This window comes from Pseudalkalibacillus sp. NRS-1564 (assembly GCF_050467905.1).
Lineage (GTDB): Bacteria > Bacillota > Bacilli > Bacillales > Guptibacillaceae > Guptibacillus > Guptibacillus hwajinpoensis_B.
The window spans coordinates 112,483-125,603 of the sequence record NZ_JBITPM010000011.1; the positions used below are offsets into that span (position 1 = coordinate 112,483).

At 41.6% G+C, this 13,121-nt stretch carries 10 protein-coding genes; all 10 read right to left on the bottom strand.

The features are described 5' to 3' along the window. Window positions 1-8 precede the first annotated feature (8 nt). The 10 genes from rimP to tsf all read right to left on the bottom strand — a co-directional run bounded on the left by rimP (window position 9) and on the right by tsf (window position 13,048). Window positions 9-479 (bottom strand): ribosome maturation factor RimP, encoded by a 471-nt coding sequence (rimP, locus tag ACIFPW_RS05555; protein WP_430242657.1) that lies wholly within the window; start codon window positions 477-479, stop codon window positions 9-11. 158 nt (window positions 480-637) lie between these two features. Beyond that, the gene (locus tag ACIFPW_RS05560) at window positions 638-4,927 is read right to left on the bottom strand and encodes a PolC-type DNA polymerase III (RefSeq protein ID WP_430242660.1); all 4,290 of its coding nucleotides are present in this window, start codon (window positions 4,925-4,927) and stop codon (window positions 638-640) included. Window positions 4,928-5,007: 80 nt separating this feature from the next. Continuing rightward, entirely contained in the window at window positions 5,008-6,630 is a 1,623-nt protein-coding gene (locus ACIFPW_RS05565; RefSeq protein ID WP_430242663.1) for a proline--tRNA ligase, read from the bottom strand. A 42-nt stretch (window positions 6,631-6,672) separates the two neighbouring features. Then, window positions 6,673-7,926 carry an RIP metalloprotease RseP gene (rseP, locus tag ACIFPW_RS05570; protein ID WP_430242666.1) on the bottom strand — a complete coding sequence of 418 codons (1,254 nt, stop codon included), beginning with the start codon at window positions 7,924-7,926 and terminating at the stop codon, window positions 6,673-6,675. Between the two features lie 15 nt (window positions 7,927-7,941). Then, window positions 7,942-9,090 (bottom strand): 1-deoxy-D-xylulose-5-phosphate reductoisomerase, encoded by a 1,149-nt coding sequence (gene dxr, locus ACIFPW_RS05575; protein WP_430242668.1) that lies wholly within the window; start codon window positions 9,088-9,090, stop codon window positions 7,942-7,944. Between the two features lie 31 nt (window positions 9,091-9,121). After that, entirely contained in the window at window positions 9,122-9,928 is an 807-nt protein-coding gene (locus tag ACIFPW_RS05580; RefSeq protein WP_194221422.1) for a phosphatidate cytidylyltransferase, read from the bottom strand. 21 nt (window positions 9,929-9,949) lie between these two features. Beyond that, window positions 9,950-10,717, bottom strand: coding sequence for an isoprenyl transferase (locus ACIFPW_RS05585; RefSeq protein ID WP_194221421.1), 768 nt, complete (start codon window positions 10,715-10,717; stop codon window positions 9,950-9,952). A gap of 91 nt (window positions 10,718-10,808) precedes the next feature. Next, window positions 10,809-11,366 (bottom strand): ribosome recycling factor, encoded by a 558-nt coding sequence (gene frr, locus ACIFPW_RS05590; RefSeq protein ID WP_194221420.1) that lies wholly within the window; start codon window positions 11,364-11,366, stop codon window positions 10,809-10,811. 1 nt (window position 11,367) lies between these two features. After that, window positions 11,368-12,093, bottom strand: a complete 726-nt coding sequence (gene pyrH, locus ACIFPW_RS05595) for a UMP kinase (RefSeq protein WP_194221419.1) — start codon at window positions 12,091-12,093, stop codon at window positions 11,368-11,370. 73 nt (window positions 12,094-12,166) lie between these two features. Then, entirely contained in the window at window positions 12,167-13,048 is an 882-nt protein-coding gene (gene tsf / locus ACIFPW_RS05600) for a translation elongation factor Ts (RefSeq protein WP_430242671.1), read from the bottom strand. Window positions 13,049-13,121: the final 73 nt, after the last annotated feature.

Genomic DNA, 13,121 nt, shown 5'->3' on the forward strand with positions numbered 1-13,121 from the left:
CCCTTTAATTAAAAAACAACCGCAAGCCTTGCGCTTGCTACTTTTTCATAAGGTAATTCTACCTTTTTAATTCTTGTTTTCACTCGCTGATCAATAACAACCATTTCTCCATCGAAGTCCGAAAGTACACCTTCAAAGCTCTTTTCACCATTAAATGGTTCATAGGTTGTAACATAGACTTGCTTGCCAACTGCCTTCTCAAAGTCCGTACGTTTTTTGAGCGGACGTTCTGCACCAGGTGAAGAAACTTCAAGGAAGTATGGTTGTGTAATTGGATCTTGTTTATCAAGCTGTTCACTTAGCTTTTCGCTAATTATCCCGCACTCCTCAATATCAACGCCTCGAGGAGAATCGATATAGACACGGAGAAACCAATTCTTGCCTTCTTGTGTGAATTCTATATCTACAAGTTCCAAGTTCATTTCATCTACTATTGGTTTTACTAGTTCTTCAGTAACCGTAATCACATTTTCGTTCATTGGTTGTCCTCCTTTCTGATCCTGTACAGCAGGGTCCCAATCGAAAACGAAAGAGTGGGATAGCCCTACTCTTCCGTCGCGTGTGTATTCACTAGTATTTCCACAATTACTATACCATACTCATATAACCAATTCAACAGAGAAGCGAATGCGCCTCATTAGAATAAGCTGAGTTGATTCGCATCTGGAAGTCCTTCAAGACATCCATGATCATCCAAGTACTCAAGTACAGTCTTTGAAATCTTGCTTCGCTGCTGTAAATCTTCTTTTGATAAAAATTCACCGGCTTCTTTGGAGTTTTCAATATTGATCGCTGCATTCGTCCCTACTCCCGGAAGAGAATTAAATGGAGGAATGAGCGAATCTCCATCGACTACGAATTCAGCCGCTTTTGATCGATAAAGATCTACTTTCTGCATGCGGAGGCCACGTTCTGACATTTCAAGCGCAATCTCCATCACGGTTAATAGGTTTTTCTCTTTCGGTGAAGCATCAAGACCCTTTTCATTGATTTCTTCGATTTTTGCGCGAATCGCGTTGGATCCTTTCGCCATCGTATCAATGTCAAAGTCATCGGCTCTTACGGTAAAGTATGCTGCATAGAAAAGAATTGGATGGTGAACTTTGAAGTAAGCGATCCGAACAGCCATTAACACATATGCTGCTGCGTGAGCTTTCGGGAACATATACTTGATCTTTAAGCACGAATCAATGTACCAGTCTGGCACATCATGTTTCTTCATTTCAGCTACCCACTCTTCTTGCAATCCTTTCCCTTTTCGCACAAACTCCATAATTTTAAATGCGAGGGACGGGTCAAGGCCTTTGTAGATCAAATAAACCATAATATCATCACGACAACCAATTACTTCACTAAGGTTACAAGTACCAGCTTGAATCAATTCCTGTGCATTACCTAACCACACATCAGTACCGTGGGAAAGACCTGAAATCTGAACGAGCTCAGAAAATGTACTAGGTTTCGTATCTTCTAGCATTTGACGAACGAATCGTGTTCCGAATTCTGGGATTCCGTAAGTTCCTGTTTTACACATAATTTGATCCTGTGTCACTCCAAGAGATTCCGTTCCACTAAAGAGCTTCATCACTTCAGCGTCATCTGTTGGGATGGTTTTCGGATCAATTCCACTTAAATCTTGAAGCATACGAATAACCGTAGGATCATCGTGCCCAAGTATATCAAGCTTCAACAGATTATCGTGGATCGAATGGAAATCAAAATGGGTTGTTTTCCATGCGGATGTTTTATCATCTGCTGGGAACTGAATAGGTGAAAAATCGTAGATGTCCATATAATCAGGTACTACGATAATACCACCCGGATGCTGCCCAGAGGTACGTTTTACTCCTGTGCACCCCGACACGAGACGATCAATTTCAGCCCCTCGATAGTGAAGGTCATGGTCTCCCATATATCCTTTTACATAACCGTACGCCGTCTTCTCAGCGACTGTACCGATTGTTCCTGCTCGGAATACATTGTCTTCTCCAAACAGTTCCTTCGTATAATTATGGGCACGCGGCTGATATTCCCCGGAGAAGTTCAAATCAATATCGGGTACTTTATCACCTTTAAACCCAAGAAACGTCTCAAACGGTATATCATGTCCGTCTTTTGTAAGAGGTACATCGCAATCTTCGCATGATTTGTCTGGAAGATCGAACCCTGATCCTACAGAACCGTCATCAAAGAACTGTGACTTCTTACAAGATGGACAAACATAATGGGGTGGTAATGGGTTCACTTCAGTAATTTCAGTCATAGTGGCAACAAATGAAGAACCTACAGACCCACGTGAACCAACGAGATAGCCGTCGTTTAGTGACTTCTTAACTAGCTTATGAGAAATCAAGTAGATAACGGCGAATCCATGGCCAATAATACTTTTTAGCTCTTTTTCAAGTCTCTCTTCCACTATTGTTGGCAGTTCATCACCATAAATGCTTCGAGCCATGTTATAGCTCATCTCACGCATTTCTTCATCGGCACCTTCAATTCGAGGTGTGAATAGATCATCTTTGATCGGTTTAATGTCATCGATCATGTCGGCTACTTGCTGTGGTTTTTGTACGACAATTTCCTTCGCTTTATCTGCCCCAAGAAAATGGAAGCAATCAAGCATTTCGTTCGTCGTTCTAAAATGAACCTGAGGTAACGTTTGGCGATTTAATGGGTTACCCGCCTGTGCTTTAATAAGAATTTTACGATAAATATGATCCTCTGGCTCGAGATAATGAACGTTACCAGTAGCGACGACTGGCTTATTTAACTTCTCACCAAGCTTAACAATCTTACCAATAATTTCACGCAACGCCATTTCATCTTGAACAAGTTCTTTCTCGATTAAATGCATGTAATTTTGTGGCGGCTGCACTTCCAGATAGTCATAAAACTTCGCGATGTCCTCTACTTCTTCAGGTGACTTTTGCATCATCCCTTCAAAAACTTCACCCTTGTCACAGCCTGAACCGATCAGCAGACCTTCGCGGTATTTCTCAAGCTTAGAACGAGGAATACGTGCAGTTCGGTAGAAATAATCAATGTGAGAAAGGGAAACGAGCTTGAACAAGTTTTTTAAACCTACGTCATTTTGCGCCAATATGATCGTGTGCGATGGACGAGTACGTTGGAAACCAGTTTGCCCCATATTATCATTCAGCATATTATGGTTTGTAATTTCACGCTCAAGTGCATCTTTCACCAATTTCCACAACAAATACCCTGTTGCTTCCGCATCATAAATCGCTCTATGGTGCTGAGTAAGGTCGATATCAAACTTTTTACAAAGCGTATTTAAGTGATGGTTTCGCATTTCCGGATAGAGAAAACGAGCAAGCTCAAGGGTATCAATTACTGGATTTGTTGCTTCTCCAAACCCAATATTACGTAACCCTACATTCAAGAAGCCCATATCAAAGCTAGCATTGTGAGCAACAAGAATGTCATCTCCCATGAATTCGTGGAAGTCTTTTAAGACGTCTTCAATTTCAGGGGCGTTCATGACCATATCGTCCGTAATCCCCGTTAGTTCAATGGTTGTTGAGGAAAGAGGATGATGCGGATTAGCAAATCGCTCAAACTTATCAACGATTTCTCCATCTTTCAATTTCACTGCTGCTAACTCGATAATTTTATTATAAACAGCCGAAAGTCCGGTTGTTTCCACGTCAAAAACAATGTAAGTACCCGTTTCAAGGTCACGATCAGCTTCATTGTATGCCATCGGTACCCCATCATCGACAAGGTCTGTTTCTAAACCATAGATAACCTTTATACCGTTCTTTTGTCCTGCTGCATATGCATCGGGAAATGACTGTACTACATTATGATCCGTAATGGCGATAGCGGGATGTCCCCATTTAGCTGCTTGTGTAATCAGTTCCCCTGTTGAACTGACGGAGTCCATTTGACTCATTTGCGTGTGAGCATGTAGCTCGATACGCTTTTCATCCTCAGGCGCCTCATCTACTCGTAAATCAGGTTTGATTTCAGTTAAGTCGTTTCCGATCATAACAAGATCGCGTACAAACGTATCATTCTGGATCCCACCGCGTACTTTCACCCAGATTCCTTTTCTTACTGCTTCTAAAATCGGAACATCTTCTTTATCGCGGGAGAACATTTTCACAAGGATTGAATCCGTGTAGTCCGTTATTTTAAACGTTAATAGCGTTCGTCCACTTCTAAGCTCTTTCGTTTCAGCATGGAAGACATAACCTTGAACAGCAATGCGTCGTTCTTCATCCTGAATAGTTTCAATTGGTACTGGATCTTCTTTGATCTTGTAACCAATGACAAGAGAATCTGGAACGTTTTTACTTGAAGATTTATCTGCCTTTTCTTTTTCTATCAAGGCTTCCATCATTTTAGATTGATCTTCTTGTTGTTTTTGTTCAACAAATTTTTGATAATCCTGTTCAGAAGCCTTAACTTCTACTTCAAGCATGTACTTCGGAAATCCAGCGTGCGTATAACACTCTGACAAAGGACCAGATAGCTTTCGTCTTGCGATTGCAGCTTCCGTTTCATTACGAACCGATACAATAAGCTTATTTCCACTTATTTTAGGCGTTTGACTTTTCAATACAGCTGTTAGGGATGCCGAATGCTCTTTCATCAGTTCAGCGACATTGTCCCAGTATGCCATTGCTAATTCTTCATTTCCTCCACTATCTGTGGAGATTCCGTAAGTCACTGTAGCGATGTGCTTTAATCCATCTTGCAATCGACTGCGAAATAACTCATAGACATGAAACGGAAGAACGTCTGGAAAATGAAAATCAAAATGCCATTTTCTCGTTTCTTTGTATACAGTTAATTTCGAAATGTACCCATCTCTAAAATAATCAACGAATTTATCAGGAATCGATATTTGTTGAAGGAGCAGTTGGAGACGTTCTTTTCTTATGTTTAAATCCTGGTCCATTCAATTGTTCCTCCTTCTTAAAAATGCGTAAAGGTAACGAAAAAAAAGGTGGAAGGTACCACTGGCACCTATCCACAATTTTAGTTCATTTGTGTTAAAAGCTGCTGGATTGTCTCGTTCAAGTTATCAACTGATACTTCAATTGACTCTCCAGTATCTCTTCGCTTCACTTCCACGATCTCATCGTTTGCTTTCTTACCAACGATTACGCGTAATGGAAGACCGACGAGATCCGCATCTTTAAACTTCACACCTGCACGCTCTTTTCGATCATCGTAAAGAACATCATAACGCTCATTCTGTAGAGATTCATATAGACGATCTGATAGAGCTGTTTGATCAGCATCTTTCACGTTGATTGTAATCAAGTGAACATGAAATGGTGTTACAGCAAGAGGCCATTTCAGCCCATTGTCATCTGCATTTTGCTCAGCGATCGCCGCAAGCGTTCGTGAAACACCGATCCCATAACAACCCATCATAATAGGCTTAGCTTTCCCACCTTCATCAAGATAAGAAGCGCCCATTGTTTCACTATATTTTGTTCCTAGCTTAAACACCTGGCCAATTTCAATGCCTTCCGCAAAAACAATCGTTCCATTGCCATCTGGAGAAGGATCTCCTTCTTGAATAAAACGAAGGTCTTCATAACTTGTAATGGAAAGGTCTCGATCTGGATTAACATTCTGATAAGCATGTTTACCACTAATTGATCCGTTGACGATGGCTTTAACTGCATTGTCTGCAATAACCTTGCCGTTAAATTCTTTCACATCAACTTCTTCATTCAAGACTTCTACCATATCCGTTGCGAATAGGTGCTTAACCTTGATGTCATTTAAATCATGATCCCCTCTTACAAGAACAAGAACGGTCTCATCTTCTACCTTGATAAGAGAAGTACGGATATGGCGTTCTAACAACGAAGCCTCGCCTTCCCCTTTAGTTAAAGGTGCCTCTGGCTCGTCCGATTTCTCATACGCTACATGAACTTCTGCCATTTCAATATTGGCAGCGTAATCTGAAGAATCACTATATGCGATCGTATCTTCCCCAACGCTAGATAATGCCATAAATTCTTCTGTATCTTTACCACCCATTGCACCCGAATCAGCCACAACAGGACGGAAATTCAAGCCCAGGGTACTAAAGATTCGACTATAAGCACTATGCATATCATTGTAGGCTTCATCAAGCTGTTCTTCAGAAGAATGGAAAGAGTAGGCATCTTTCATAATAAACTCTCTTCCTCGAAGCAAACCAAAGCGTGGACGACGCTCATCACGATACTTTGTTTGAATCTGATAAAGAGTCACCGGCAATTGCTTGTACGATTTCAACTCATCGCGAACAAGACTTGTAATTAACTCCTCGTGAGTAGCACCGAGAGCAAAAGGTCTACCGTGGCGATCCTTTAGTCTCATTAGCTCAGGACCGTAAACGTCCCATCGCCCCGTTTCCTGCCATAGCTCAGCAGGTTGAATCGCTGGCATTAATAATTCCTGTGCACCAGTTCCATCAAGCTCTTTTCGAATCACTTCTTCAATTTTCATTAGTACTTTCTTTCCTAATGGTAGGTATGAATAAATACCTGAAGCATTTTGACGTATAAAACCCGCTCTGACAAGGAGCTGATGACTTTTAATTTCGGCATCAGCTGGATTATCTCGAAGGGTTGGATTAAAATATTTAGATTGTTTCATCTACTGCACCTCATTTCATTCTTAAAACGGGTCCCGTGGCTCCTATAGGAAGAAGCGTTGGATATCATTCCATGTCACTACTAGCATGAGCAACATGAGAAACGAAAAGCCAATAAAGTGAACTAAGCTTTCCTTTTGCGGATCAATTGGCTTGCCACGTAACGCTTCCACACCGATGAATAGTAGTCTTCCTCCATCAAGTGCAGGAAGTGGCAATAAGTTAAAAATACCAAGGTTAATACTTAAGAAACCAGCCCATCTCATGAGAACATAGAGCCCTCCAGATGCAGCTTCTTCTGTGTAACTATAAATTCCTACAGGTCCTGAGAAAGCATCGATGGAAAGCTGCCCCGTTACAAGCTGGCCAAGTCCTACGAATATGGCCTTTCCGAATTCATACGTTGATGTAAAACCAAAAACGATAGAGTCTAAGAAATCCACTTGATATTCTAGGGAAACCCCAATACGACCAACAGATTGATTTTCAGAAAGCTCTTGTTTTTCTGGAGTAATGGATAAAGAGACCGATTCACCTTCACGATCTACTTTAAATCCTAGCTGATTATTTGCGTTATCCTGAATAATAGACGTCATCTTATTCCAGCCTGTTATTTCAGTCCCATTAATTTCAGTAATAACATCACCATTCATCATACCGGCTTGCTCAGCTGGACTGCCTTCAACGACTTCGTTAACCTGGCTCGTTGGCGTCCCTTGTAATAAGCCTAGCGTGATGAAAATAACAATCGCAAGTAAAAAGTTCATAACTGGGCCAGCAAAAATGGCCAGGAAACGGTCCCAAAGCGACTTTGAACCGAATTGACGATCAAACGGCGCAATCTGAAACTCAGATCCATCCATCACATAATGAGATGTTTCATCAATTGAGAATACCGTAGCTGGTTCATCTTCGTCTTCGTATCCTTTAATATAAAGCCCACGCTCAAGGTCGGCTTCTTCAACCGTTACTTCTTTTAAATTAGGGTAAGCTGATTTTTGATTGATAACAATCTTTTCAACTTTATTCTGATCATTAAACAGAAGCCCAACACGCTGTCCAGGTTTCAATTCAATCATTTCAGGATCTTCGCCGGCCATTCGAACAAATCCACCGAGCGGCAGAAGTCTGATCGTGTAAACCGTCTCACCTTTCTTGATTGTGAAAATTTTCGGTCCGAAGCCTATGGCGAATTCTCGGCACAAGATTCCTGCACGTTTTGCCAGGAGCAAGTGACCCAATTCATGGAAAAAGACAAGTGCTCCGAATATGATAATGATCGAAATCACAGTATTCATATCCACTTACCACCTTTATTTAATTAATGACTGAACTCGTAATCTTGTTTCAGAATCTACAGCAAGAATTTCTTCAAGCGATGCATTTTGAACGATACTGTGGTTTTCCATCGCCTGTTCTACGAGCTCTTCGATCGTTAAGAAATCGATCTTTCCCTCCAGAAATGCTGCAACGGCCGTTTCGTTTGCCGCATTCATGACGGCTGGGAGTGAACCACCGGCGCGGCCAGCTTCATAAGCTAACTTTAATGCGCGGAAGCGGTCGTAATCAACCTTCTCAAAATGTAACTTACCAACTTCCCATAAGTTTAACCGTTTTGCATTTCTGATTTCAAGTCGATCAGGATAGCTAAGTGCATACTGAATTGGAATTCGCATATCCGGAGTACCTAGATGGGCCATGACACTACCGTCTATGTACTCTACCATCGAGTGAATAATACTTTCTTTATGAAGCAATACATCAATCTGATCATAAGGTGTTCCAAACAGCCAGTGCGCTTCAATCACTTCAAGGCCTTTGTTCATCATTGTAGCTGAATCAATGGTAATCTTAGCACCCATGGACCAGTTCGGATGATTTAAGGCATCATTCACACTAACTCCTACAAGTTCTTCACGTGTTTTATCACGGAAGCTTCCACCTGATGCTGTAAGAATGAGGCGCTCCATTTGATCTTGTTTTTCACCATTCAAGCATTGAAACAATGCTGAATGTTCGCTATCTACTGGCAGAAGGGCAGATCCATGTCGTTTGGCTGCCTCTGTTACGAGATGCCCAGCAGTTACAAGCGTTTCTTTATTTGCAATAGCAATCGTTTTTCCCTGTTCAATCGCTGAAAGGGTCGGAGAAAGTCCGATACTGCCGAGAATAGCATTTACAAGAACGGTTGAATCGTGATGACAGGCTACTTCTAGCAATCCTTCATCTCCATAGACAATCTTTGTCTTTCTTGAAATTGTTCTTCTGAGCGAGTCAGCATCTTCTTTCTTTTGAACAGATAATAGCTTTGGCTTAAATTCCTCTGCTATTTCCACCGCTTTTTGAACATTTTTCCCTACTGAAACAGCTACAAGAGAAAACATGTCAGGGTGCATTCTCACAATGTCGAGAGTCTGAATACCGATAGAACCAGATGCTCCCAATAAGCTTATTTTCTTCAAACGACCCGTTCCTCCAATCTACTCTGTTTCATCAAACCAGGTTAAGTAAATGCAGAAGAGGGAGAACGAATATTAGACTATCAAATCGATCAAGTATCCCTCCGTGCCCTGGCAAGATACTGCCTGAATCCTTCACTCCGTAATGACGCTTGAATGCTGATTCAACAAGGTCACCTATCTGTCCAAAAACAGAAGTTAGAACGGAGACGATCAAAACAACTATCATGGAATCATACACCGGATAAATCAATTGAAAAACAACGCCAACAAGAACTGCCATTACAACGCCGCCAACTGCACCTTCAACCGTTTTGTTCGGAGATATATGAGGCCATAGCTTTTTCCTTCCGAGCGATCGTCCTACAAAATATGCGCCAGAGTCAGACGCCCATATAAGAAAAATAATGAAAAATAAATGAATCATACCATCTAAATTATTTTCTCCCAGGTACCGTGTCGCTGTAAAATAATAGAAACCTAGACCGACATATAACGAAGCCATCATAATAAATGAACTTTCATCAAAACTATACTTATTCTTCGTAAGGACAGTCATAGCAAGCAAAATAAGCAAGCCGAAGAACAAGAGGTCAATCTTGGTGAATACAGACGACGTCAATGACGCAATCCAGTCGTCAGGCATAACAAGAATCCACGTTCCGACGATAGCAAGTAATCCAGGAAGTGAAACCAATGTGATTTTCTTCATTAGTAACAGTTCGACCATTCCAACAGTGGCAACAAGCGCCATCAAAATGATAAATGGCCAGTCTCCTACAATAATCATTCCTAACAAAAGGGCGCCAAAAATCACACCCGTAATAACACGTTGTTTCATTACGTTAATGTCCTCCTACACTTACACCCCGCCGTAACGTCTTCCTCTTCGCTGGTATTCCTGTACGGCCTCAATAAAATGGTGCTCTGTAAAATCAGGCCAAAGAACTTCCGTAAACCAAAGTTCAGTATAAGCTAACTGCCAGAGCATAAAGTTACTTAAGCGAATTTCTCCGCTTGTCCTTATTAATAAATCCGGGTCCGGGTACTGGCTACTGAGTAAATACGAAGAAATCTTCTCTTCCGTAATCTCTTCTTCCGTCAGTATCCCCTTTCTTACATCACTTAATAACCGCTGCATCGCTGTTTTCATTTCATGACGACTACCATAGTTAAGCGCGAAGTTAAGAATGAGTCCGGTATTGTCTTTCGTCTCTTTCACTGCCTTGCTTATGGCTTTGAACGTATGGGGGGGCAGCTGTTCTCGTTCTCCCATAATTCTAACTTGAACGTTCTGCTCGATCAATTCTGGCAGGTGGCTAAGTAGAAATTGCTCAGGGAGCTTCATTAAAAAGTCTACTTCTTCCTTTGGTCGTTTCCAATTCTCGGTCGAAAAGGCATACAGGGTTAAATATTGAACACCCAGATCATTCGCCTTTCTTACGATTTTCTTTACAACCTTAACGCCTTCACGGTGGCCAGCCACACGCGGGAGACCTCGCTTCTTCGCCCAGCGTCCATTGCCATCCATAATGATCGCAATATGTCCTGGGATATTTGCAGATGTGTTAATTTCTAAATGTTCCTCATCTTCATTCTTTCTCATCCAGTTCGAGAACTTCCCAAGCATTGCAAATCCTCCATTGTGTCACTTACTTAACAAAAAAACCCCCTGTGGGAAAAGAGGGTCCTTTTATTATCTTATTTTACATGTTATTGAATTAGACTTCCATGATTTCTTTTTCTTTATCAGTCGCAACACTGTCAGCTTCAGCTACATACTTGTCAGTAAGCTTTTGGACATCGTCGTTGCCACGGCGAAGCTCGTCTTCTGTAATATCGCCATCTTTTTCTTGTTTCTTTAACTCATCATTTGCATCGCGGCGAATGTTGCGAAGCACGACTTTGCCTTCTTCCGCATACTTCTTAACGAGTTTCACAAGATCTTTACGACGCTCTTCTGTTAGAGCTGGAATCGTTAGACGAATAACATTCCCATCATTTGAAGGTGTTAAGCCAAGATCTGATTTAAGAATTGCTTTTTCGATCTCGCCGATTGAAGTCTTATCATAAGGTTGGATTAGTAGCATACGTGCTTCCGGAACAGAAATACCAGCAAGCTGGTTAACTGGTGTTGGAGCACCGTAGTAGTCAACTTGAATTTTATCAAGTAGAGAAGCATTTGCTCTTCCAGCTCTTAGTGTTGCTAGCTCACGCTTCAAGCTTGAAATTCCATTCTGCATACGTTCTTCAGCGTTTTTCAAGATTTCTTTCGTCATCTTAATTTCTCCCCTTTACAACTGTTCCAATTTCTTCGCCGCAAATGGCGCGCTTAATGTTTCCTTCTTCCATAATGGAAAAGACAACAAGTGGAATGTCATTATCCATACAAAGTGAAGAAGCTGTGGAGTCCATTACAGCTAAGCCTTCCTTAAGTACATCAAGGTAAGAAAGGGTGTCATACTTCTTCGCAGTAGCGTCAACTGTAGGATCGGCTGTGTAAACTCCGTCTACGTTGTTCTTCGCCATTAAAATAACATCTGCTTCAATTTCTGCCGCACGCAATGCAGCAGTCGTATCTGTTGAGAAGTATGGATTACCCGTACCAGCCGCAAAAATGACAACGCGTTTTTTCTCAAGGTGTCGAATCGCTTTACGACGAATATATGGCTCAGCTACCTGTCTCATTTCGATTGAAGTTTGAACACGTGTTTCAACTCCAATATTCTCAAGGCTATCCTGCATAGCTAGTGAATTCATAACTGTTGCAAGCATCCCCATATAATCAGCAGTAGCACGGTCCATTCCCATCTCACTGCCTACTTTACCACGCCAGATGTTTCCTCCGCCAACGACGACAGCCACTTCCACACCCATTTCGTGAATTTCTTTCACTTGAGATGCGATTGACTGTACGATTGTCGGTGAAATCCCTTGACCTTCTCCACCCGACAAAGCTTCTCCGCTTAATTTTAACACAACGCGTTCATACTTGGCTCCGCTCATTTTAACCCTCCAGCATGTTTATCAGTATTTGTTCTTGAAAAATAGGGAACACAACGTGTTCCCTATCATTGTTTTACTTCTTCACTTGAGACATAACTTCTTCAGCGAAGTTATCTTCACGTTTCTCCATGCCTTCGCCAACTTCGTAGCGGATGAAGCCTTTTACAGTAGCGCCTTTAGATTCAACGTACTTACCAACTTTTTGATCAGTGTCTTTAACAAACGGCTGATCAACTAGAGAAATTTCTTCGAAGAATTTGTTGATACGGCCTTCTACCATTTTCTCAACAATTTTCTCTGGCTTACCTTCGTTAAGAGCCTGTTGCTTCAATACTTCACGCTCGCGTTCAACTTCTTCAGTTGGAACAGCATCACGAGATACGAAACGAGGGTTAACTGCTGCAGTGTGCATAGCAACGTCTTTCGCTACTTCTTCGTCAGTTGTGCCTTCAAGAAGTGTTAGAACACCAATGCGTCCACCCATGTGTAGGTATGCGCCGAATGCGTCAGCGTCAGTTTTCTCAATGATTTGGAAACGACGAAGAGAAATCTTCTCGCCGATTTTAGCAATTTTGTCGTTAATGAATTCAGTAACGGTTTGTCCGTTTTCCATTTTGCTTTCAAGAGCTGCGTCCACAGACTCAGGATTCGTACTAAGGAGGTGATGCGAAATATCATTGATTAGTGAAATAAAGCTTTCGTTCTTTGAAACGAAGTCAGTTTCAGAGTTAATTTCAGCAATTACTGCTTTGTTACCTTCAACAGCGATCGTTGCAAGACCTTCAGCTGCTACGCGGTCAGCTTTCTTAGCTGCTTTAGAAATACCTTTCTCACGAAGCCAGTCGATTGCTTTGTCCATGTCACCGTCGTTTTCTGTTAGAGCTTTTTTGCAATCCATCATACCTGCACCAGTTTGTGCACGCAATTCTTTTACCATTTGAGCTGTTACTGCCATTAGTAATTCCTCCTTGAATTATGATATGTAATCATACCCTTTTGGGTTAAAAAAAGGTGATAAAGGGGTTAGA

Bases quoted from the DNA above. Each gene is read 5' to 3' on its own strand.
- rimP (WP_430242657.1), bottom strand. From the start codon at position 479: ATGAACGAAAATGTGATTACGGTTACTGAAGAACTAGTAAAACCAATA.
- frr (WP_194221420.1), bottom strand. From the start codon at position 11,366: ATGACGAAAGAAATCTTGAAAAACGCTGAAGAACGTATGCAGAATGGA.
- pyrH (WP_194221419.1), bottom strand. From the start codon at position 12,093: ATGAGCGGAGCCAAGTATGAACGCGTTGTGTTAAAATTAAGCGGAGAA.
- tsf (WP_430242671.1), bottom strand. From the start codon at position 13,048: ATGGCAGTAACAGCTCAAATGGTAAAAGAATTGCGTGCACAAACTGGT.
- ACIFPW_RS05580 (WP_194221422.1), bottom strand. From the start codon at position 9,928: ATGAAACAACGTGTTATTACGGGTGTGATTTTTGGCGCCCTTTTGTTA.
- ACIFPW_RS05585 (WP_194221421.1), bottom strand. From the start codon at position 10,717: ATGCTTGGGAAGTTCTCGAACTGGATGAGAAAGAATGAAGATGAGGAA.
- rseP (WP_430242666.1), bottom strand. From the start codon at position 7,926: ATGAATACTGTGATTTCGATCATTATCATATTCGGAGCACTTGTCTTT.
- ACIFPW_RS05565 (WP_430242663.1), bottom strand. From the start codon at position 6,630: ATGAAACAATCTAAATATTTTAATCCAACCCTTCGAGATAATCCAGCT.
- ACIFPW_RS05560 (WP_430242660.1), bottom strand. From the start codon at position 4,927: ATGGACCAGGATTTAAACATAAGAAAAGAACGTCTCCAACTGCTCCTT.